Here is a 20,527-nt window from a genome sequence, read left to right as displayed (position 1 = left end):
TCGTCAATCGCGGCGGTTCAGCCGTATGGAAACGGAGCGGCCGTGCGCGCCCAGTCCCTCTGCCTCGGCAAGCACCAGCGCCGCCGGCCCGAGACGGGCGAGCGCATCCACCGTGCAATGCACGATCGAGGTGCGTTTCAGGAAGTCGGCGACGCCCAGCCCGCCCGAGAAGCGCGCCGCGCGCGAGGTCGGCAGCACATGGTTCGTGCCGGCGACGTAGTCGCCGATCGCCTCGGGTGTATGCCGGCCGAGGAAGATCGCCCCGGCGTGAACGATCTTGCGGCTGAGCGCCTCGGCGGCTTCGGGCTCCAGGGCGAGCTCGACATGCTCTGCCGCGATGCGATCGACGATCGGCGCCGACTGGGCGAGATCGGGCACGAGGATCACCGCTCCGTTGTCGCGCCAGCTCGCGCCCGCGATCTCGCTGCGCTGCAAGGTTCTGAGCTCGGCGTCGACGGCCTGCACAACCGAATCGGCGAAGGCGGCATCGTCGGCGATCAGCACCGATTGCGAGGACGGGTCATGCTCGGCCTGGGACAGCAGGTCGGCGGCGATCCAGGCAGGATCGTTGTGGCGGTCCGCGACCACCAGGATCTCCGACGGGCCGGCGATCAGGTCGATGCCGACCTGCCCGAAGACACGACGCTTGGCGGCGGCAACGAAGGCGTTGCCGGGACCGGTGATCTTGTCGACCGGCCTGATCGACTGCGTGCCATAGGCGAGCGCCGCCACCGCCTGGGCGCCGCCGATGCGCCAGACCTCGTCGGCACCGGCGATTTCGGCCGCCAGCATGACCAGCGGATTGAGGACGCCGCCAGGGGTCGGCACGACCATCACGACCCGCCCCACGCCGGCAACCTTGGCCGGCACGATGTTCATCAGCACCGAGGAAGGATAGGCGGCGGTGCCGCCGGGCACGTAGACGCCGACCGAATCGAGCGGCCGGTAGCGGGCACCGAGCCGTGTGCCCGTCTCGTCGGTGAACTCGACATCGCCGGGCAGCAGCGCGCGGTGGAACGCCTCGATGCGGCGGCTGGCGAAATCCAGTGCCGCGCGCTGTGCCGCCGGCACCCTGGCCGCCGCGGCACGGCGTTCGGCATCGGAAATGCGCAGGCCCTTCACGTCGGTATCGACCCTGTCGAACTTGCGCGTGTACTCGACCAGCGCCGCATCGCCCCGGGCGCGCACGTCGGCCACGATGTCGGCGACGACACGGTCGACATTCTCGTCGGTGTCCCGATTGCGCCCGAGGAAGGCCGAAAAGTCCTTTTCGAAGCCCGGCGCCGAGGCGTCGAGCCTAAGCGGCACGGCTCACCTCGCGGAAGCGGTCGACCCAGTGACCGATCCGCTCCGACTGCGTCTTGAGGGCGGCGCGATTGACGATGAAGCGCGAGGTGATGTCGGCGATGTGCTCGATCTCGACCAGGCCGTTGTCGCGCAGCGTGCGGCCGGAATCGACCAGGTCGACGATGCGATGGCTGAGGCCGAGCGATGGCGCAAGCTCCATCGCGCCCGAAAGCTTGACGCACTCGGCCTGCACGCCGCGCGCGGCGAAGTGGCGGCGCGTCACCTCGGGATACTTGGTGGCGATGCGCACGTGGCTCCAGCGCCGCGGATCGTCGCTTCCCGCCATCTCGGCCGGCTCGGCCACCGCCAGCCGGCATTTGCCGATGCCGAGGTCGATCGGCGCATAGATCTCGGGATAGTCGAACTCCATCAGCACATCGTAACCCGCGATGCCGAGATGGGCGGCGCCGAACGCGACAAAGGTCGCGACGTCGAAGGACCGCACGCGGATGATGTCGAGGTCGGCATGGTTGGTGGCGAAGCGCAGTTGGCGGGCGTCCGGATCGGCGAAGGCCTCCTCCGGCTCGATATTGGCGGCGGCGAGCAGGGGCGACGCTTCGCCGAGGATGCGCCCCTTCGGCACCGCCAGGATCAATTTTTCGTTGGCTTCGCTCGACAAGGTTGATTCTCACCAGTAACGAATGCCCGCCCAGGCCGGGGCCGCGCGAGCTATCCGGCCGGATGGGCGGGCTTCCACGGGGTGGGCCAAGGCTCCCCGACGTCCCCCAAATGGCATGCAAGCCGGCCGATTTCCAGCCGTATGGCACGACCGGCGGCGAAGCTCAGCACCACCGATCCGTCCTTCTGCTGGCCCACGGCCAGCAATTCCAGCATCCGGTCGGGCTGCTGGAGCGGGATCTTGTGGTGATGGACGGCATCCACCTCGTTGAAAACAAGGGCGGAATGGGTCCGCCAGTAAGCCGTCTCGATGGTCGCGTCGGCTTCCCAACAGAACCGGTTCAGCAGGAGAACAAAACGCTTCTCCCCGGCGAAGAAGGCACAGTCGCGGACGGCGACCAGCGAATCCTGCACCGCCGCCGAGATCACCGCGAGATCGTCGGCGTCCAGCGCCGTGAGCCTGAGCTTGTCGGCCATTTACCCCTTCAACCGCTCGATGTCGGCGCCGCATGCGGCGAGCTTCTCCTCCAGCCGCTCATAGCCGCGGTCGAGGTGATAGACGCGGTGCAGCGTGGTCTCGCCTTCCGCGGCGAGGGCGGCGATGGCGAGCGATACCGAAGCGCGCAAGTCCGTCGCCATCACCTCCGCGCCGCGTAGCTTCGGCACGCCACGGACCAGCGCCGACTCGTGGTGGATGGTGACATTGGCGCCCATGCGCATCAGCTCCGGCACATGCATGAATCGGCTTTCGAAGATCGTCTCGGTGATCATCGAAGCTCCTTCGGCGCGGGTCATCAGCGCCATCATCTGCGCCTGCAGGTCGGTCGGGAAACCCGGATAGGGCTCGGTCATCACGTCGACGCCGTGCAGCTCGCCGTTGGCCCGACGCACGCGGAAGCCGCGATTCGTCCTCTCGAAGACCACGCCCGCCGCGCGCAGGCTCTGCGCCGCGGCCTCCATCAGCTCGAGCCGGCCGCCGACCAACTCGACATCGCCCGACGTCATGGCGATGGCCATGGCGTAGCTGCCGGTCTCGATGCGGTCCGGAATCACGACGTGCGTCGCCGACTTGAGCTGGGCGACGCCCTCGATCGTCAGCGTCTCGGTGCCGATGCCGGCGATGGGCACGCCCATCTTCGAGAGGCACGCGGCGAGATCGACGATCTCGGGTTCGCGAGCGGCGTTGTCGAGCACGGTCGTTCCCCGTGCCAGCGCCGCCGCCATCATCAGGTTCTCGGTGGCGCCGACCGAGACCTTGGGGAAGGTGAAGCGCGCTCCCTTCAATCCCTTGGGCGCCCGGGCGACGATGTAGCCGCCATCGATATCGATGTCGGCGCCCATGGCCTTCAGCCCGGCGATATGCAGGTCGACGGGCCGCGCCCCGATCGAGCAGCCGCCGGGCAGCGACACGCGCGCCTCGCCCTCGCGCGCCAGCAGGGGGCCGAGCACCAGCACGGAAGCACGCATCTTGCGCACGATATCGTAGGGCGCGGTGGTCGAGGTGATTCTGTCGGCGCGGAGCGTCAGCCGGGTGCCGTGGGCGTGGCCGTTCTCGCCGGGCGCGGCCTCGATCTCCACGCCATGCTGGCGAAGGAGCTGCATCATGGTGGTGATGTCGGCGAGCCGGGGAACGTTCTTGAGGACGAGCGGCTGGTCGGTGAGCAATGCCGCCGCCATGGCCGGCAGGCAGGCATTCTTCGATCCAGACACGACGATCTCGCCTTTGAGCGCGCGGCCGCCCTTGATACGGATGCGATCCATCTCCCCTTTTCCTCCGCTTCAGATCTTGGGCAGCGTGACGCCGCGCTGGCCCTGGTACTTGCCGGCCTTGTCGCGATAGGAGATCTCGCAGGGCTCGTTGCCCTGCAAGAACAGGAACTGCGCCGCGCCTTCGTTGGCATAGATCTTCGCCGGCAAGGGCGTGGTGTTGGAAAACTCGAGGGTGACGTGCCCCTCCCACTCGGGCTCGAGCGGAGTCACGTTCACGATGATGCCGCAGCGGGCGTAGGTCGACTTGCCCACGCACACGACGAGCACGTCGCGCGGGATGCGGAAATATTCGACGGTGCGGGCCAGCGCGAAGGAGTTGGGCGGAATGATGCACACATCGGTCGTGCGGTCGACGAAACTGTTCTCGGCGAAGTTCTTGGGATCGACCACGGCCGAGTCGACATTGGTGAAGATCTTGAAGTCGTTGCCCACGCGGGCATCGTAGCCGTAGGAGGACAGGCCGTAGGAGATGATGCCGTCCCGCTTTTGGGCCGCGACGAAGGGCTCGATCATGCCCTTCTCCTCGGCCATGCGGCGGATCCAGCGGTCGGAAAGGATTGCCATTCTTGTTGTTTCCGCGAGGGGGAAGCGATCACCACCAAGGTGACCGCATCATCCCTCGTTGCACTCAGGATGACACTTTCCTCGGGGACGACAGCGACGTTTTAGACGAGCCGGCCCCGCCGCTCAATCTTCGACGGGCTTTTGCCCCTCGTTCCGTTGCTTTGCCCGCGCCTGGGCCTTGCGCCGCTTGAGGTTTTCCCGCAGCGCCGCGGCCAGGCGCGCGGCGCGCTCGTCCTTGCCGTCGGCGACGGCAGGTGACTTCTTGGGCGGCTTCATGGGTGATCGAACGCCTTCGGTCACTCGGCCGGGGCCGGCAGCGCCTCCTCGGCCTCGTCGTCCTTCCTGTGGTGATCGCCCGCCAGCATGACATACACCGCCGGGACCACGAACAGCGTGAACAAGGTGCCGAGCGAAAGGCCCGAAGCGATCACCAGCCCCATGCAGAAGCGCGACAGAGCGCCGGCCCCGGTGGCCATGATCAGCGGCACCACGCCGAGCACCATCGCCGCCGTGGTCATCAGGATCGGCCGGAATCGGATGCTTGCGGCCGCCACGACGGCCTCGCGCTTCGACTTGCCGAGCGTCTGCTGCTCGTTGGCCACCTCCACGATCAGGATGCCGTGCTTGCTGATGAGGCCCATCAGCGTCACCAGGCCGACCTGCGTGTAGATGTTCATGGTCGCGCCGAGCACGCCGAAAGTGCTGAGCACGAGCAGGAACAGGAGCGCGCCCGCAATCGACATCGGCACGGAGAACAGGATGATCAACGGGTCGCGGAAGCTTTCGAACAGCGCCGCCAGCGACAGGAAGATGATGATCAGGGCGAAGGCGAAGGTGGTGACGAAGCCGCCCGATTCCTGGATGTACTGCCGCGACTGGCCGCCATAGTCGACCGAGTAGCCGGCCGGCAGGGTGCGCGCGGCGAGATCCTGGAGGAACTTGAGGGCATCGGCTTGGGAAACGCCCGGAAAGGCGACGCCCTGGATCGTGGCGCTGTTGAGCTGCTGGAAGTGGTTCAGCGACTCGGGGATCGCCTTGGTGGTGATCTTCGCCACGGTCGAGACCGGCACAGGCGTGCCGTCGGACGCGTTGATGTAGTAGTTCTTGACCTGGTCGGAATTGAGCCGCGAGCGCTGCTGCACCTGCGGCATCACCTTGTAGGACCGGCCGTCGAGGTTGAAGTAGTTGACGTAGCCGCCGCCCAGCATCCAGGCGAGCGCGCCACCGATGTCGCTCATCTTGAGCCCGAGCTGGGCCGCCTTGTCGCGATCGATCTGTACCGTGGCCTGAGGCTGGTCGATCTTGAGGTCGGTGTTCAGGAAGATGAACATGCCGCTCTGCAGCGCCTCCTTCAGGAAGTTCTGCGCCACCTCGTTCAACGACTCGAAGCCGCCGGTGGTGGTGATCACGAACTGGACCGGCAGGCCGGTGCTGCCGGGCAGCGGCGGAAGCTGGAAGGCCACCACCTGCGCACCGGCGATGCCCGCCACCTGCTGCTGGATGACCGGCTGAAGGTCGTTGGAGGTGAGCTTGCGCTCGTCCCAGGGCTTCAGCACCATGCCGGCGATTGCCTGCCCCGGTACGTCGAGCTGGAAGACGTGATCCGTCTCCGGATGCTTGGCGAAGATCTCGTAGACCTGCCGCGCATACATCAGGCGCTGGTCGAGCGTCGCCGTCGGCGAGTTGGTGGCCAAGGTGATGATGACGCCCTGGTCCTCCTGCGGCGCCAGCTCGGCCTTGATGCTCGAATAGAAGAAATAGATGCTGCCCAGGATGATGACGGCGAACGTCGCCGTCACCGGGAGATAGCTCAGACTGCCGTCGAGCCACCGTCCGTAGCCGCGCCGCAGCCGATCGAAATTGCGGTCGATGAACCGGATGAAGGCGGCTTCCCAGCGGGTGACCCCCTCGCCGTGCGGCTTCAGGAGCCGCGAGCACATCATCGGCGAAAGCGTGAGCGCCACGATCGCGGAGATGGTCACGGCGCCCACCAGCGTGAAGGCGAACTCGGTGAAGAGCGCGCCGGTCAGGCCCTTCTGGAAGCCGATCGGCACGTAGACGGCGACCAACACCACCGTCATGGCGATGATCGGGCTGCCGAGCTCGCGCGCCGCCTGGATGGCGGCGGGAACGGGCTTCATACCCTCCTCGAGATGGCGGTTGACGTTCTCGACCACGATGATCGCGTCGTCGACCACCAGGCCGATGGCGAGCACCAGGGCGAGGAGCGTCAGGAGATTGATGGAGAACCCGAAGATCAGCATCATCGAGAAGGTGCCGACCAGTGACAGGGGGATGGCCACCGTCGGAATGAACACCGATCGCAGGGAGCCCAGGAACAGGAACACCACCACGGTGACGATCAGCAGCGCTTCCACGAGCGTGCGGACCACCTCGTCGATCGAACTGTTCACGAACGCAGTCGAGTCGTAGACGATCCTGCCCTCCAGCCCCTGCGGGAGCTGGGAGACGAGATCCGGCCAGATGGCCCGCACGCCCTTGACCACGTTCAGCAGATTGGCCGCCGGCGCCACCTGAATGCCGATATAGACTGCCTGGGCACCGTCGAAGCCGACCTCGCTCTCATAGTCTTCCGAGCCCAGCGTCACCTTCGCCACGTCGGAGAGGCGCACGATGGCCCCGCCGTCCTGCTTCAGCACGAGGTTGCGGAATTCATTGAGCGTGCGCAGCGCCGTCGACGCGGTGAGCGTCACCTGCACCATCTGGCCCTTGGTATTGCCCAGGCCGGAGATGTAGTCGTTGGCGGAGAGCTGGTTCGCCACGTCGGCCGCGGTGAGGCCATAGGCGGCGAGCTTCTGCGGATCGAGCCAGGCGCGCAGCGCGAAGTTCTTGCCGCCCAGTATCTCGGCCGTCTGCACGCCTTCGACCGCCTGCAGCTTGGGCTGCACCACGCGCGTGATGTAGTCCGTGATCTGGTTGGGCGCGAGCTTGTCGCTCGAGAAGCCGAGATACATGGCGTCGATGGTCTGACCGACCTTGACCGTCAGCACCGGCTGCTGCGTGCCCGTCGGCAGGGCGTTCAGCACCGAGTTCACCTTGGCGTTGATCTCGGTCATCGCCTTGTTGGCGTCCCAGTTCAGCCGCAGGTAGACCGTGATGGTGCTGACCCCGCTGATCGAGGACGACGTCATGTAGTCGATGCCGTTGGCCTGCGCGATCGCCTTCTCGAGCGGCGTGGTGATGAACCCCGCGATCACGGCAGGGTCGGCGCCGTAGAAGGTCGTTGTCACGGTGACGACCGCGTTCTCGGTCTGAGGATACTGCAGCACCGGCAGCGTGAACACCGAGCGCAGCCCCACGACGAGGATCATCAGGCTGACCACCGTCGCCAGCACGGGGCGGCGGATGAAGATGTCCGTGAACTTCATGACCTGCCGTCCCTCAGTGATCGACCGGCTTGGGATCGGGATCGTCCTTCGGCACCACCGAGTTGTCGACCACGACCGGCACGCCGTTGCGCAGCTTCATCTGGCCCGCCGTGACGACGGTCGTGCCTTCCTTCAGTCCCTTGGTGATGGCGACCTGGTCGCCGCGCGTCGGTCCGACGGCGACGAAGGTCTGTCGCACGGCGAGCTGTGGCTTGCCGTCCGAACCCTTGCCCTTCTCCTCGACGACATAGACCAGGTCGCCGTAGGAGTTGTAGCTGATCGCCGTCTGCGGCAGCGTCACCATCTTCCGCGGCTCGCCGATCTCGGTGTCGACGGTTACGTACATGCCGGGCATCAGCAGCCTGTCCGGATTTTGGATGGTGGCGCGCACCTGCACGTTGCGCGTCGAGGCCTCGACCTTGGGATTGATGGCCGTGATCTTGCCCGTGAAGGTCTTGCCCGGATAGGTGTCGACCTTCGCGGTCACCGGCTGCCCGACCTCGATCTTGTCGAGCGCCTGCTGCGGCAGCAGGAAGTCGGCATAGATCGGCGTCAGCGCCTGCAGGGTGACGACCACAGTTCCCGGCGCGAGGTATTGGCCGAGATCGACCTGCCGCAGGCCGAGATTGCCGTCGAACGGAGCCCTCAGGATCTTCTTGTCGACGATCGCGCGCTGCTGTTCGACCTGCGCCTTGCTGTTCTTTAGGTTGGCGGCGTCGCTGTCGATCGTCGCCTGGCTCACCGCCTGGGCCTTGAACTGCTTGAGATCGCGGTCGTAGGTGATCTGGGCGAGCTTGGCCACGGCCTCGAGCGATTCGAGCTTGGCAACATCGTCGTCGTTGCGCAGGCGCAGGAGCACCTGGCCGGCCTTGACGTCCTGGCCGGACTTGAACTCGATCTTGTCGACCACACCGGCGAGCTCGAGCGAGAGATCGGCACCTCTGACTGCCCGCAGCGAGCCGACGGCCTCGACCTGTGCCTGCCAGTCGGTCAACTGCGCGACCGCCGTGGCCACCGTCTGCGGCTGGTTGCCCATGCCCGACATGGCTTCCTTGATCTTGCCGTCGACGAAGCTCTTGAAGCCGAAGACCCCGAACAGGGTAGCCCCGACCAGAACCAACATGATGAGCATTCGCTTGATCATAGCGTTCGTCCTTCAGTGTCCCGCGCGGGGCGGCTTGATGTCCTGCACCGGCGGCAGATTGACGATGCCGCCCGGCTTGCCGTTCGATTCGGGCCTGACGTCGTTGCGGTTCCACCAGCCGCCGCCCAGCGCCTGGAACAGCGCCGCGGTGTCGGCATAGCGCTGCCCCTGCGCCTTCACGCGGTTGACCAGCGCGTTCTGGTACTGCTGCTGCGAGTTCAGGAGCGTCAGGTAGTTGACCGCGCCGAGCTGGTACTGCTGCTGCGCGAGATTGAGGCTGGCCTGCGCCGTCTGCTCGGCCAGCACCGTCGCCTTCAGCGTGTCGGCGTCGGACTGCAAGGCACGCAGCGCATTGGCCACGTCCTGGAACGCCGAGAGCACGGTGCTGCGGTACTGCGCGGCCGCCTTGTCGTAGGCCGCCGCCGCGGCGAGCTTCTTGTGCTCGAGCTGGCCGCCGTCGATCAGCGTCTGCGCAAGGCTGATGCCGATATTCCAGACACCCGAGCCCGGCATGAAGAACGTGCTCAAGCCGGCCGATGCAACGCCCCACAGACCGGTGATCTGGAACTGCGGAAACTGCGCCGCCTCGGCCACGCCGACATTGGCGCTCGCGACGTGGAGCTGCGCCTCGGCCGAACGCACGTCGGGCCGCTGCTCCACGAGCTGCGAGGGCAGGCTGAGCGGCAGTTGCTCCGGCAGATGCAGGGTGGAGAGCCTGAGCCCCTGCCCGGCATCCTCGGTCGGCGGCTTGCCGAGCAGCGTCATGAGCTGGTTGCGCTGCTGGGCGAGCTGCTTCTGCAATGGCGGAAGCTGCGCCTGGGTGGATGCCAGCGTGGCCTGCTGCTGCAGCACGTCCGAGCGCGCCGCACCGCCCAGGTCGAACTGGGTCTGCACCACGCGCAGCGAATCGGTCTGGATCCGGATGATGTCCTCGGTCGCGGCGATCTGGGCGCGCAACGAGGCGAGGTTCACTGCCGCCACGACGACGTTGGACGTAAGGGTCAGGTACGTCGCCTCGAGCTGGAAACGCTCGACCTCGGCCTGCGCCGCCTGCGCCTCGACCGACCGCCGCGCGCCGCCCCAGATGTCCGGGTTGTAGGAAACGTTGAGCGAGCCGGTGGTGACACCGAACACCTGGACGAGACCCGGCTGACCCGTGCTCGCGCCGTTGAACTTCTGCTGCTGGGCCTGGCCATTGGCGCTGAAGGTCGGGAACAACGTGCCCTGCTGCGCATAGAGCAGCTCATTGGCCTGACGCAGCGAGGCCTGCGCGGCATCGAGGTCGGGATTGGCCTTGAGCGCCTCAGCGATCAGCGTATTGAGTTCGGGCGAGCGATAGAGCTCCCACCACTGGCCGGGAATATCCGCGCCGGGATCGAAGGTTTGCGCCGCGCCGCCGTCGGTGATGCCCGCCGATGCCGTCGTCGGAACGAGATTTTCCGGCGTGTAGCCGGTCGTCGTGGGCTTGGCGGGCCGCTTGAAATCCGGACCGATCGCGCAGCCGCCCGCGGCGGCGAGACTTGCCAGCGCAAGGACACCGAGACCCGCGCGCCGGGCGGCACGCGACAGGGAAGAAGTGGAACGCGTCATCGATTATGGTCCGCCCTGGGTTCGGTCTGGCACGACGCCGCCATGGCGTCGCGCATGATGGCCTCGGTCTGGGAGCGCACCAGCGCCTGGACGGCCCGCACGCGCTCCTCGCTGAAGAGTTCGAGGCCGAGCGCCTCGCGCACGCCGCGATTGCAGAAGATCGTCACCTGGCCGAGCAGCGCCACCGTGCGCAGCACGACCGCCTGATCCTCGACCGAGCGGCCAAGCAGCCGGCCGACCAGCGCAAGACAGGGCTCGAAGATCTGGCGCATCCCCGTCTTGTGCAAGAGCTCGAGGCCGGCCGTGCACTCGATCTCGGCCCGCGCATAAAGCAGGCGCCGGCTCTCGTTTTGCGGTCCGCCGGCGATCAGGCCGACGAACGCCTCGAGCATTTCGCACAGGAGATCGAGCAGCTCCGCGCGCGGGGTCTCGGAACCGGCGAGCGCGGCGCGAACCTTCAAGGCCAGCGGCGCCATGCGTGCCTCGTTGTGCTGCACGATCTGCTCGATGACGGCGCGGTAAAGGCCTTCCTTGCTGCCGAAATAGTATTGAATAGCCGGCAAGTTCACGCCCGCACGCTCGGCGAGATGCCGGGTGCTGGCGCCCTCGTAGCCGACGGCGGCGAAGATCTCGAGCGCCGTCTCGAGGATGCGCCGGCGGGTGTCCTCGCCGCGGGCATAGGCGCCCGGTCGTTGCCGTAATGCGCTGTGGTTCATGCAATCCGCTCTGCAGTGCAGCGCGGCTCTCTATACGCACGGCGAAACTGTGTCAATCGAACGATATTATTTTGTCGATCAACGGATTTCAGAGTGAAAATAGGACGCCCCGCAAGCCATTGCCGCTGCCACCTCATGGGCGCGAGCGGAAACCGCGTCTATCTGGTTTCGCGACGTCGGCCGCGCAAGAGGAAAGGCCCACAGAAGAAATCGATTTTACATCAATAAAATACGGCTATTTCTTCTTGCGGTGGACGAACTCTGCCATGGGTTGGAGATGCCCGCCCTCGGCAACGGATTGCGCGAAGGCGTCGATGCCCACCTGCACCGCCTCGTCGAGTGACAGCCGTTCCCAGCGGCGCATCAACCGCTTCTGGCTGCGCACAGCGGCGGGGACAGCCTCGACGATGGCCTGCACCGAACGCTCCACTGCCGCGTCCAGTTCGGCCACCGGCACCACCTCCTCGACCAATCCCCAGGCCTCGGCCGCCGCGGCGTCGATCGTCTCCGCGGTGAGCAGCAGCCGCGCGGTGCGCCCCCAGCCGACCAGGCGGGGCAGCAATGCCGCCTCGACCACCGACGGCACGCCGACTTTCACCTCCGGCATGCCGAAGAAGGCGTTGTCCGATGCGATACGCATGTCGCACGCCGCCGCGACCTCGAGGCCTGCGCCCAGCGTATAGCCTTCCATGCGGCAGATCACCGGCACGGGGCAGTCGCGGATCGACTGGCAGAGCTTGTGGATCAGGGTGATGAAAGCACGACCCTCCTCGCCCTGGCGCAATGCCGCCATGTGATTGATGTCGGCGCCCCCGATGAAGGCGCGCCCGCCCGCCCCCGACAGCACGACGACCCGCAGATCATCGTCCTTGGCCAGCGTATGGAAGGTGTCGGCAAGATCGTGCAGCGCCGGCGGACCCAGCACGTTCAGCCGCCGCGAATAGTCGTAGACCACATGGACGACCGCACCCTTCTCGCGCTGCTCGCGCCGGACTTCGATCTTGTGCGCAGCAGGCGTCATGCGGTTTCGCTCCGTGGCTCTTTGTCGTCGGGGGAAATTCCTCTAATAGAGCCCGCTCCCGACGTTTCACAAGAGCCGACCGGAATGCCCGATACTGCCACTCCCGCCGCGATCGATCTCGCGCGCTATTCGACGTTCGTGCCGTCCGATCCGTTCGAGGACCACACCGGTCCGTTCTACTTTCGAATCGACGGCGATGCGCGGGCAAAGGACAGCGTGCACTGCGTGCTGCCGACCGAGCCGCGTCATGCCAACTACGCTGGCGGTGTTCATGGCGGCGCGGTTCTGACCTTCGCCGACTATGCGCTTTGCCTGGTCGCCGGGCGGGCCGCCGACGGCGGCAGCAACAGCTCGTTTGCAATGACGGTCAGCATCGCCGTCGAGTTCCTGAACGCAGGACGGATCGGCCCGCCACTAGAGGCGCGCGGCGAGCCGCTGCAGGTCACGGGACGGCTCGCCTTCGCACGCGGCAGCATCACGCAGGAAGGCCGCATCGTCGCGCTCTGGTCCGGCGTCTGCCGGCACGTCGCGCGCGACAAGGCGATGGCGCGCAAGGAGGCGGCGCGAGCAGCGGTGGCCGTCACGCCACAGACCGTGCCCGCCGATTTCGACCTCCTGGCCAATGCCAGCGTGTACTCACGCCATATCGGTCCGTCCTATGCGCGCAAGGAAGCGGATGGCGCGACGCTCGTCCAGCCGACGCTCCCGCATATGTGCAATTCGGGCGGCGTGCTGCATGGCGGCTATATGATGAGCTTCGCCGATTCGGCGGTGACGCGTGCGGCGGGGCTGGTCACGGGCATGGCGCCCAGCACCGTCTCCTTCGCCGCCGAGTTCCTGGCCGCCGGCGACGCGCTCTCGCCGCTCACGACCCGCGTCGAGGTCCCACGCCACGGCAGGACACTCGCCTTCCTGCGCGGCCTCCTGGAGCAGAACGGCAAGCCGCTGCTCTCCTACTCGTCGACGATCCTGCTGCGCCCGCGGCGCTGACGCTTCTCCAGGAGCCGACCCTTCGGCGCGTTCAGGCGGGCACTCGGTCGGGCGAGGGCTATTCGATCGTCAGACCGGCCTGGCTGGCGACGCGCTGGACCTCGTGGCGAAAGACGTCGTGCATGCGGCGCACGGTCGTGAGATCATGCGCCCTGGCCGCCTGCTCGACGGCTTCCGCGATCTGATGCAACGCGACGGCGCCGATCATGCCGGAGGCGCCCTTGAGGCGATGTGCGGCCCGCGCGATGGCGGCAGGATCCTCGGTCCCCTCGATCTCGCGCGTCGCTTCCCGGGCCGTATCGAGGAACTCCCGCTCGACCTCGGCCAGCGCCTCCGGATCCTCGCCGAATAGCTCGACCAGCCTGCCGCGATCGTATGCCTCGCTCATGTCACCTGCTCCGTCCGGGTGTCCTTCAGCCATATGTCCAGGGTCGCGCGCAACTGCTCGATGCCGATCGGCTTGGTGATCAGCCCGTCCATGCCGACGGCCCGGGTCCGCTGCTCGTGCTCCTCCAGCGCGCTCGCGGTGATGGCGAGGATCGGCGTGCGCTCGCGCCGGTCGGCCTGCTCGCTCTGGCGTATGCGCCGCGCCAGCTCGAAGCCGTCCATGCTGGGCATCTGCAGATCGGCGAGCACGAGATCGTAGCGCCGCTTGCGCCACAGCTCGAGCGCCTCGTCGCCGCCTGCCGCGGTGTCCGTGGAGGCACCGGCCAGCTCGAGCTGACGTGCGAGAATCTTGCGGTTGACCGAGTTGTCGTCGACCACCAGCACATGCCCGCCCGTCCGTTGCGGCGCCGCCGGCACGTCGGTGCCGCGCGTGCGGACCGGCGCCCGTCCTGCAGCGCGCAGAACGGCGCGAACGAGACTGTCGCGCCGCCAAGGCCGCGGCAGCCCCTGCCGCGGTGCGCCGGTCACCGGCGCAGGACCGTCGATCAGCGTCACCCGGCGCTCGGGGGCACCGGCCTCGATCAGGCGGAGGCCGGTGAAGGGAGGCGTACCCGGCACGCCGAGGCCCACCCTGGCGCCCGCCGCGGTGAGATAGCGCGCGATCGCCCGCGACTCATCCGGATCGGGCAACGACAAGGCGAGCATCAGCCCTTCTAGCGGTTGCGGGCTGTCCGGAGCGCACGGCACCTCGTCGAGGCGCATGGTTACCGCGAAGGCGGAACCCACGCCGGGCGTGCTCTCCACCGATACCGTCCCGCCCATCGCCTCGGCCAGCCGCTGCACGATGGAGAGGCCGAGTCCCGTGCCGCCGAAGCGGCGTGTCGTCGAATTGTCGGCCTGGACAAAGGGCTGGAACAGCTTCTCGCGTTGCTCGGGCGTGAGGCCGATGCCGGTATCGGCCACCCGAATGCAAAGCGTGCTCTCGTCCGACCGCTCGAGCGTCAGCCGCACCGACCCCTTCTCGGTGAACTTCAGCGCATTGCCCAGCAGGTTGAACAGGATTTGCTGCAGGCGCAGTGGATCGCCCATCATGCGCGCCGGCGCGCCGGCGGCGACATAGGCGATCAGCTTGACGCCCTTCGCGGCGGCTTGCGGGGCGAGCGTCTCGGCCGCGCCCTCGATCAGCTCGACAGTCGAGACCTCGATGCGCTCGAGATCGAGGCGGCCGGCCTCGATCTTGGAGAAGTCGAGGATGTCGTCGATGATCTTCAACAGCGCCGAGGCCGAGTAGCGCACCGTGCCGAGCGCGTCGCGCTGCTCGGCGGTGAGCGGCGTCCGCTCCAGCACGTCGATCATGCCGAGAACGCCGTTCATGGGCGTGCGGATCTCGTGGCTCATGGTGGCGAGGAAGACCGACTTCGCCTGGTTGGCCTTCTCCGCCTCGCCCTTGGCCGCCAGGGCGGCATCGCGCGCTGTTCGCGCCTCGTCATAGGCGACCTGCAGGCGCTGGGCCAGTTCCTCCTTCTGGTAGGCGAGCGCGATATTGTCGTATTGCCAGCGGTGCACGTCGCGCACATAGGCCATGAGGTGGCCGACATAGGCGCCGCCGGCGATGCCGACGAGCTGGTAGAAGGGATCGGAGGCCGTGAGCAGAACGAAGAGAAGCGGCGCCGTGGTCGCGATCGAGAAAGTGTAGAAGGTCGGCGGATGGGCCGATCGGATGGGCACGGCCGTCGTGATGGTGGCGAGCAGGACCAGCCCCAGCAGCATGCGCTGCAGCTCGTAATCCCGGGACGCGAGCATGTAGCCGGCCACGCCCCAGCAAGCGCCGGCCAGGAAAGAGAGCGCGGCGAACCACCAGCCCCAGCGAACAACCTCCTCGTCGGGCGGATTGGTCCGGGCGAAGTTGCGCCGCAGGATGTCGAAGGCGACGGTGACGCCGATATGCGCGACGAACGGCGGCAGCAACTCGAGGAGATCGACCTGCCGCCAGTAGATCGCGGCGATCACCGGCCACAGGACGAAGGAGAAGTAGCGCGACTGCTTGGAACCGTCGAACAGCCGGCGGATCAGCTCGGCGCGGACGAAAGCCTCCTGTTGCGCCGGGTTGGCCACCTCGAGCGGTGAAATGGCCGACGCGCCGGTGGTCTCAGGGACGAGCGACATGCGGCCCGAGCCGGGAAAGAGCGGATGCCAACATATTGTGTCTGGCCCCTAGCAGGACCCATTAATGTATCAAAAACCTTAAGAATGGACTATAAATTATTGCAAAATAGTGGTATTTTATAGGCATAGACTTTATTAATTTCCGGATCAAGCCATGCAACAGCCTTCCGTCTTGTTGGTCGAGGACGACGCATTTCAGCGCAAGGCCGCCGAGACCTACCTCATGAATCATGATCTCAGGGTGATCGCCGTCGAGAACGGGGCGCAGATGCGCCGCCAGGTCTCCCGGGCCATGCCCGACCTCGTGCTCCTCGACGTCCAGCTCCCGGGCCAGGACGACGGCTTCGCGCTCGCACGCTGGCTGCGCGAGAGCAGCACGCGGGTGGGCATCATCATGCTGACGGCGGCCGGGGACTCGGTCGACAAGGTGCTGGGGCTGGAGAGCGGCGCCGACGACTATGTGTCCAAGCCGTATGAGCCGCGCGAACTTCTGGCGCGCTGCAAGAGCGTGCTGCGCCGGTCGGCACACAAGGCGACGCCGTCCATGATCGAGCGCGTGCGCATGGGGCGCCATATGCTCGATCTCGCCAAGCGGACGCTGCAGGACGATGCCGGCGCGGACGTGGCGATCACCGCGGGCGAATTCGACCTCCTCAAGATCTTCGCCGAGAACCCCAACCGGCCGCTCAGCCGCGACTGGCTCCTGGAGACGACCAGCCATCGCGCCCGCGACCCGTTCGACCGGGCGATCGACCTGCGCATCACCCGCATCCGGCGCAAGATCGAGCCCTCGCCCGACAAGCCCACGGTCATTCGCACCGTGCGCGGTGTCGGCTATATGTTCGTGCCGCCCGCCGAATAGTGTAAGAAGCGGGCCCGGCCGTGCCGGTTGCGGAGGGCCCGTAGTTCAGTGGTCAGAACGAGCCGCTCATAACGGTTATGTCGCAGGTTCGAATCCTGCCGGGCCTACCAACCACTCTCAGCGGTCTAACGGATTGCTGAGACCATCTGGAATAGAGTACGGGAATCGGCCCTTTCTCGCCAGGTACGACGTTGCGGTGCGGCGAAAGTGTGATCACCTTACTGACTTGTTGCTCTGCAACGACATCACGTTGCGATGCATCCGGCGAGAGAGATCGCCTTGAGCGAGGTTTAGATAGGGCGTAGGCCTCTTCTCACGGATTGAACGACGCGCCCGCCGGCCGCACTGGCGGGCGTTTTGTTTGGTATTGTGCGTCCATGGTGCTGACCTTCAGAACGGCGATGCCTTCGGAGGCCGAAGAGGTCTGGCGCGTCATACGCGCAGCCTTCACGCCCTATGTCCGCGCTTTGGGGCGCGAGTGGCCAGCCGAGGGATCTGCCCGCTTTGCCGAAGAGTGGGCGCGAGGTGAGGCGGAACTCGCGCGCGGCGACGCCTACGTCGCTTTGGACGGCGAACGCATCGTCGGTGTCGTCAGAACGAAACCACGGGGGAAGGACCTCTACATCCACCAGATCGCTGTCGATCCGGCGATACAGGGCACCGGCGTCGGGAGCTGGCTGTTGCAGCGGATCGACGATGTGGCGCGAGCGCGCGGCCTTGGCGGCCTGTCGCTCGAGACCGCCGAGATGGCGGAGGCCAACATTCGCCTCTACCGCCGGCATGGCTTCGAGATCGTGGGCCGCGGCCCGCCCGACCACGGCCTCGATCCCCACATCCGGGTCCACATGGTGAAGTCGCTCTAGGATTCCCGAAGAACGGCGCGTATTGGAACGCAAGTCGGCCAGCGAGCCCTACCGGCCCATGGCGCGTCAAAGCGGAATGGTCGGCCCCGAGGTGAGTCGCCGCATATGGCGGCGCATGCCGTGATAGTCGTTGATCGCGTTGTGCATCACGCGGCGATTGTCCCAGACCGTCAGCGTGCCGGGCTCCCAGTGCACGCGGCAGGTGAACTCCGGCCGCGTCGCATGGCTCACCAGCCAGTCGATCAGCGGCTGGCTCTCATCGCCGGTCATGCCCTCGAAGTGCGTGGTGTGGACCTTGCTGCAGTAGATCGCCTTCTGGCCGGTCTCCTCAATGGTCCGGACGATCGGATGCACGGCCTCATAGGAGTCCGCCATCTCGCCTGCAGTCACCTTCATGCCGCCGATCTGGGCGTGATGCAGCGAACGGCCGCCCGAGCTCTTCAATCCGGCGCTGAACACTCCATTCAGGCTGCCGAGCATCTCCTTCATCTTTGGCGACAGTGAATTGTAGGCCTCCACCATGTCGCAATAGAGCGTGTCGCCGCCCTTGGCCGGCGTCTCGAGCGCGTACAACAGCGTCGCCATCGGCGGCGCCTTCATGTAGGTCGTGTCCGAATGCCAGCCGCCGCCGAAATTGCGCTGCTCGCCCGGCTCCTTGATCACGTCGAACAGGAACGGGAAGCCGTCCAGCCCCTTCACGAATGGGTAGGGGTTCGGCTCACCGAAGCGCGCGCCGACATCCATCATATCCTGCGGCCCGAGATCCTGGCCGCGGATTGCGATCACCTTGTGGTCGAGGAAAGCCTGATGGACGGTCGCCCATGTCTGGTTGTCCATGGTGAGCAGGTCGACGCCGCGCACCTCGGCGCCAAGCGAGCCGGCGATCGGCGTGACGATGATGGGGCTCATCCGGGACTCCCTCAAATGTCGAGCCGATAGAATCGCGATGCGGTTCCGTGGAACAGATCGGCTTTCTCGGGAAAGCGCACGAGATCGCCGAGCTGCGGATGGTAGATCCAGGCGTCGAAGCTGAGACCGAGCGGCGCCAGTTGCACGAATCCTTCGCGCACGCGCTTGTCGAGCAGCAGGCCCATCGGCCGAACGGCAGTAGCGCCCCAGGCGGCTTGATCGGCATCCATGGAGGCGATGTAGCGGATGCCTCGGAACCGGCCGCCGCCCGCCACGATCATAGCCTCCAGCACCTTTCTCACCGACGCACCCAGCATCAGGGCTGGCCAGCCAGTCCGGCCGCACCGCCAGATGCGCGCTGATCTGCGAGTTCTTCGGCTGCACGGCCGCCATTAAAGGCCCTGCGCACCCGCCACGGCAATCGTCTGGCCGGTCACCCAGGAGGCAAGGGGCGAGGCCAGGAACAGCGCCACGTTCGCTACCTCTTCGGGCCGGCCCATGCGGCCGAACGGGATCGACTTCAGAGTGGTGTCGTAGAGCGTCGGGTTCTCGGTCTTGCGGCGATCCCACACGCCGCCCGGGAACTCGATCGAGCCCGGCGCGATGCAGTTCACCCGCACCAGGTCCTTGGCGTACATCGCCGCCTGGGTGGTGGTGTAGTGGATCACCGCCGCCTTGATCGCGCCGTAGGGCGGCTGGCGCGCCGCGGGATGATGCGCCGAGATCGAGGAGATGTTGACCACGCTGCCTTTGGACTTCTGCAGCGCCGGCAGCGCCTCCTGCGTGGCATGCACGATCGCCAGCATGTCGATCTGCAGGCTCGAGGTCCAACCCTGGTCGTCGTCGGTGTTGCCGAAGGCCGAGGCGTTGTTGACCAGAACGTCGAGCCCGCCCAGCGCCGCGACCGCTTCCTTCACGTAGGTGCGCACTGCATCGCCCTTGGCGAGATCGACGCTCGCGACATGGACCTTGTGGCCGTGGCTCGCGATCTCGGCCTTGGTCTTCTCGAGCGTAGCGACGTCGCGGGCGCAGATCGACACGTCGCCGCCCGCCTCGGCGATGCCCAGCGCGATCGCCTTGCCGATGCCGCGGCTCCCGCCGCAGACGATGGCCTTCTTGCCCGTGAAGTCGATTTTCATGATGCGATTTCTCCCGATCCGATCTCTTCACCGCAGTTTGCAGACGGCGACGTATCGGTGTCCACTCCGGCGCGGAGGAGTACCCCTATGGCTCAAGGTCCGTCGCGCTGGGAGTCTTCAGCGCCCATCCGCTATCCCGATCCCGACGTCGTCGTGCTCGACAAGCGCTTCCGGCATCTGGTGGTGCCGATGGCCGCGATCGAGCGCATCGCCACCGGCTTCCGATTCACCGAGGGCCCGGCGTACTACGGCGATGGCCGCTACCTGCTGTTCTCCGACATCCCCAACGATGCGCTGGTGCGCTGGGACGAGATCAGCGGTGCGGTCGCCACCTTGCGCAATCCCGCGGGCTATCCTGACGGCAACACCCGCGACCGTCAGGGCCGGCTGATCACCTGTGAGCTCGGCAGCCGGACGCTGACCCGCACCGAGCACGACGGCACGGTCACGGTGCTGGCCGACAACTTCGAGGGCACGCGGCTCACCGGGCCGAACGACGTGATCGTGAAGTCCGACGGCACGATCTGGTTCAGCGACAACGGCGCGGGCATCCGCGGCAACTATCTCGGCGACAAGGCGCCGAAGGAGATGCCGTACCGCGTCTACAAGCTCGATCCCGCGACCGGCAAGCTCACCATCGCGGTCGGCGACATGGAGCGGCCGAACGGGCTTGCCTTCTCGCCCGACGAATCGAGGCTCTATGTCGTCGACACGCCCGACGGCACGCGCACCACGCACGTCTACGACATCGCCGACGGCAAGGCGATCAACGGCCGGCTGTTCTTCGACGCCTCGCCGGGCTTTGCCGACGGCATCCGCGTCGACACCGAGGGCAATGTGTGGGCGGGCTTCTCGGGCGGCGAGGGTCAGGACGGCGTTGCGGTGTTCGCGCCGGATGGCACCCTGATCGGCCGCATCCTGCTGCCCGAACGCTGCGCCAACCTCTGCTTCGGCGGCAGGAAGCGCAACCGCCTGTTCATGACCGCCAGCCAGTCCGTCTACGCGCTTTACGTCGAGGCGCAGGGCGTGGCCGGCGGTTGACCAGGAGCAAC

Annotated in this window: 20 protein-coding genes and 1 tRNA gene; 5 read left to right on the top strand and 16 right to left on the bottom strand. The window is 66.6% G+C overall.

Features of this window, described 5'->3' with window-relative positions; all coding sequences use genetic code 11:
- Nucleotides 1-3: 3 nt before the first annotated feature.
- From hisD to OJF58_RS17315, 11 genes are all read right to left on the bottom strand, one after another.
- Nucleotides 4-1,308 (bottom strand): histidinol dehydrogenase, encoded by a 1,305-nt coding sequence (hisD, locus tag OJF58_RS17365; protein ID WP_300778972.1) that lies wholly within the window; start codon nt 1,306-1,308, stop codon nt 4-6.
- Nucleotides 1,298-1,966: an ATP phosphoribosyltransferase gene (hisG, locus tag OJF58_RS17360; protein ID WP_300778971.1), complete on the bottom strand. Its 669-nt coding sequence runs from the start codon at nt 1,964-1,966 to the stop codon at nt 1,298-1,300. The genes hisD and hisG overlap by 11 nt, the downstream gene beginning before the upstream one ends.
- 50 nt (nt 1,967-2,016) lie before the next feature.
- On the bottom strand, nt 2,017-2,442 hold the full coding sequence (locus tag OJF58_RS17355; RefSeq protein WP_300778970.1) for a DUF2948 family protein: 426 nt from the start codon (nt 2,440-2,442) through the stop codon (nt 2,017-2,019).
- Complete coding sequence (gene murA / locus OJF58_RS17350; protein ID WP_300778969.1) at nt 2,443-3,726, bottom strand: UDP-N-acetylglucosamine 1-carboxyvinyltransferase; 1,284 nt, start codon at nt 3,724-3,726, stop codon at nt 2,443-2,445.
- An 18-nt stretch (nt 3,727-3,744) separates the two neighbouring features.
- Complete coding sequence (dcd, locus tag OJF58_RS17345; protein ID WP_300778968.1) at nt 3,745-4,299, bottom strand: dCTP deaminase; 555 nt, start codon at nt 4,297-4,299, stop codon at nt 3,745-3,747.
- Between the two features lie 123 nt (nt 4,300-4,422).
- On the bottom strand, nt 4,423-4,575 hold the full coding sequence (locus tag OJF58_RS17340; RefSeq protein ID WP_300778967.1) for a hypothetical protein: 153 nt from the start codon (nt 4,573-4,575) through the stop codon (nt 4,423-4,425).
- A gap of 20 nt (nt 4,576-4,595) precedes the next feature.
- Nucleotides 4,596-7,688, bottom strand: coding sequence for an efflux RND transporter permease subunit (locus tag OJF58_RS17335; RefSeq protein ID WP_300778966.1), 3,093 nt, complete (start codon nt 7,686-7,688; stop codon nt 4,596-4,598).
- Nucleotides 7,689-7,701: 13 nt separating this feature from the next.
- Nucleotides 7,702-8,832, bottom strand: a complete 1,131-nt coding sequence (locus tag OJF58_RS17330) for an efflux RND transporter periplasmic adaptor subunit (RefSeq protein WP_300778965.1) — start codon at nt 8,830-8,832, stop codon at nt 7,702-7,704.
- Between the two features lie 12 nt (nt 8,833-8,844).
- Complete coding sequence (locus tag OJF58_RS17325) at nt 8,845-10,422, bottom strand: efflux transporter outer membrane subunit (protein ID WP_300778964.1); 1,578 nt, start codon at nt 10,420-10,422, stop codon at nt 8,845-8,847.
- On the bottom strand, nt 10,419-11,138 hold the full coding sequence (locus OJF58_RS17320; protein ID WP_300778963.1) for a CerR family C-terminal domain-containing protein: 720 nt from the start codon (nt 11,136-11,138) through the stop codon (nt 10,419-10,421). The genes OJF58_RS17325 and OJF58_RS17320 overlap by 4 nt, the downstream gene beginning before the upstream one ends.
- Before the next feature lie 235 nt (nt 11,139-11,373).
- A complete protein-coding gene (locus OJF58_RS17315) occupies nt 11,374-12,159 on the bottom strand; it encodes an enoyl-CoA hydratase (RefSeq protein WP_300778962.1) in 786 nt (261 codons plus the stop codon).
- Nucleotides 12,160-12,243: 84 nt separating this feature from the next.
- Between OJF58_RS17315 and OJF58_RS17310 the strand changes: the two genes are divergently transcribed.
- Complete coding sequence (locus tag OJF58_RS17310) at nt 12,244-13,149, top strand: PaaI family thioesterase (RefSeq protein WP_300778961.1); 906 nt, start codon at nt 12,244-12,246, stop codon at nt 13,147-13,149.
- Nucleotides 13,150-13,207: 58 nt separating this feature from the next.
- Here the strand turns inward: OJF58_RS17310 and OJF58_RS17305 are convergent, their stop codons facing one another.
- Nucleotides 13,208-13,537: an Hpt domain-containing protein gene (locus OJF58_RS17305; RefSeq protein ID WP_300778960.1), complete on the bottom strand. Its 330-nt coding sequence runs from the start codon at nt 13,535-13,537 to the stop codon at nt 13,208-13,210.
- Nucleotides 13,534-15,702 (bottom strand): ATP-binding protein, encoded by a 2,169-nt coding sequence (locus OJF58_RS17300; RefSeq protein WP_300778959.1) that lies wholly within the window; start codon nt 15,700-15,702, stop codon nt 13,534-13,536. Before OJF58_RS17300 ends, OJF58_RS17305 begins: the two co-directional genes overlap by 4 nt.
- Nucleotides 15,703-15,856: 154 nt before the next feature.
- Between OJF58_RS17300 and OJF58_RS17295 the strand changes: the two genes are divergently transcribed.
- The 3 genes from OJF58_RS17295 to OJF58_RS17285 all read left to right on the top strand — a co-directional run bounded on the left by OJF58_RS17295 (nt 15,857) and on the right by OJF58_RS17285 (nt 17,427).
- Nucleotides 15,857-16,564, top strand: coding sequence for a response regulator (locus tag OJF58_RS17295; RefSeq protein ID WP_300778958.1), 708 nt, complete (start codon nt 15,857-15,859; stop codon nt 16,562-16,564).
- A gap of 34 nt (nt 16,565-16,598) precedes the next feature.
- A tRNA-Ile gene (locus tag OJF58_RS17290) sits at nt 16,599-16,674 on the top strand.
- Between the two features lie 210 nt (nt 16,675-16,884).
- Nucleotides 16,885-17,427, top strand: coding sequence for a GNAT family N-acetyltransferase (locus OJF58_RS17285; protein WP_300778957.1), 543 nt, complete (start codon nt 16,885-16,887; stop codon nt 17,425-17,427).
- Nucleotides 17,428-17,493: 66 nt separating this feature from the next.
- Here OJF58_RS17285 and OJF58_RS17280 read toward each other — a convergent pair whose 3' ends face one another.
- The 3 genes from OJF58_RS17280 to OJF58_RS17270 form a co-directional block, all read right to left on the bottom strand.
- On the bottom strand, nt 17,494-18,336 hold the full coding sequence (locus OJF58_RS17280; RefSeq protein ID WP_300778956.1) for a TauD/TfdA family dioxygenase: 843 nt from the start codon (nt 18,334-18,336) through the stop codon (nt 17,494-17,496).
- 11 nt (nt 18,337-18,347) lie between these two features.
- Nucleotides 18,348-18,629, bottom strand: coding sequence for a hypothetical protein (locus OJF58_RS17275; protein WP_300778955.1), 282 nt, complete (start codon nt 18,627-18,629; stop codon nt 18,348-18,350).
- 99 nt (nt 18,630-18,728) lie between these two features.
- Nucleotides 18,729-19,475, bottom strand: coding sequence for an SDR family NAD(P)-dependent oxidoreductase (locus tag OJF58_RS17270; RefSeq protein WP_300778954.1), 747 nt, complete (start codon nt 19,473-19,475; stop codon nt 18,729-18,731).
- 87 nt (nt 19,476-19,562) lie between these two features.
- On the opposite strand from OJF58_RS17270, the gene OJF58_RS17265 reads away from it, so the two are divergent.
- A complete protein-coding gene (locus OJF58_RS17265) occupies nt 19,563-20,516 on the top strand; it encodes an SMP-30/gluconolactonase/LRE family protein (RefSeq protein WP_300778953.1) in 954 nt (317 codons plus the stop codon).
- Nucleotides 20,517-20,527: the final 11 nt, after the last annotated feature.

The organism is Enhydrobacter sp. (genome assembly GCF_030246845.1).
In the GTDB taxonomy this organism is placed as follows: Bacteria; Pseudomonadota; Alphaproteobacteria; order Reyranellales; family Reyranellaceae; genus Reyranella.
The sequence above is the reverse complement of the archived record's forward strand: the minus strand, read 5'-3'. Positions and strand labels throughout refer to the sequence as shown.

What these genes read in the sequence shown, in the direction of transcription:
- OJF58_RS17355 (WP_300778970.1), bottom strand. Translation starts at nt 2,442, where the DNA reads ATGGCCGACAAGCTCAGGCTCACGGCGCTGGACGCCGACGATCTCGCG.
- murA (WP_300778969.1), bottom strand. Translation starts at nt 3,726, where the DNA reads ATGGATCGCATCCGTATCAAGGGCGGCCGCGCGCTCAAAGGCGAGATC.
- dcd (WP_300778968.1), bottom strand. Translation starts at nt 4,299, where the DNA reads ATGGCAATCCTTTCCGACCGCTGGATCCGCCGCATGGCCGAGGAGAAG.
- OJF58_RS17340 (WP_300778967.1), bottom strand. Translation starts at nt 4,575, where the DNA reads ATGAAGCCGCCCAAGAAGTCACCTGCCGTCGCCGACGGCAAGGACGAG.
- OJF58_RS17335 (WP_300778966.1), bottom strand. Translation starts at nt 7,688, where the DNA reads ATGAAGTTCACGGACATCTTCATCCGCCGCCCCGTGCTGGCGACGGTG.
- OJF58_RS17330 (WP_300778965.1), bottom strand. Translation starts at nt 8,832, where the DNA reads ATGATCAAGCGAATGCTCATCATGTTGGTTCTGGTCGGGGCTACCCTG.
- OJF58_RS17325 (WP_300778964.1), bottom strand. Translation starts at nt 10,422, where the DNA reads ATGACGCGTTCCACTTCTTCCCTGTCGCGTGCCGCCCGGCGCGCGGGT.
- OJF58_RS17320 (WP_300778963.1), bottom strand. Translation starts at nt 11,138, where the DNA reads ATGAACCACAGCGCATTACGGCAACGACCGGGCGCCTATGCCCGCGGC.
- OJF58_RS17315 (WP_300778962.1), bottom strand. Translation starts at nt 12,159, where the DNA reads ATGACGCCTGCTGCGCACAAGATCGAAGTCCGGCGCGAGCAGCGCGAG.
- OJF58_RS17310 (WP_300778961.1), top strand. Translation starts at nt 12,244, where the DNA reads ATGCCCGATACTGCCACTCCCGCCGCGATCGATCTCGCGCGCTATTCG.
- OJF58_RS17305 (WP_300778960.1), bottom strand. Translation starts at nt 13,537, where the DNA reads ATGAGCGAGGCATACGATCGCGGCAGGCTGGTCGAGCTATTCGGCGAG.
- OJF58_RS17300 (WP_300778959.1), bottom strand. Translation starts at nt 15,702, where the DNA reads ATGTCGCTCGTCCCTGAGACCACCGGCGCGTCGGCCATTTCACCGCTC.
- OJF58_RS17295 (WP_300778958.1), top strand. Translation starts at nt 15,857, where the DNA reads ATGCAACAGCCTTCCGTCTTGTTGGTCGAGGACGACGCATTTCAGCGC.
- OJF58_RS17280 (WP_300778956.1), bottom strand. Translation starts at nt 18,336, where the DNA reads ATGAGCCCCATCATCGTCACGCCGATCGCCGGCTCGCTTGGCGCCGAG.
- OJF58_RS17270 (WP_300778954.1), bottom strand. Translation starts at nt 19,475, where the DNA reads ATGAAAATCGACTTCACGGGCAAGAAGGCCATCGTCTGCGGCGGGAGC.
- OJF58_RS17265 (WP_300778953.1), top strand. Translation starts at nt 19,563, where the DNA reads ATGGCTCAAGGTCCGTCGCGCTGGGAGTCTTCAGCGCCCATCCGCTAT.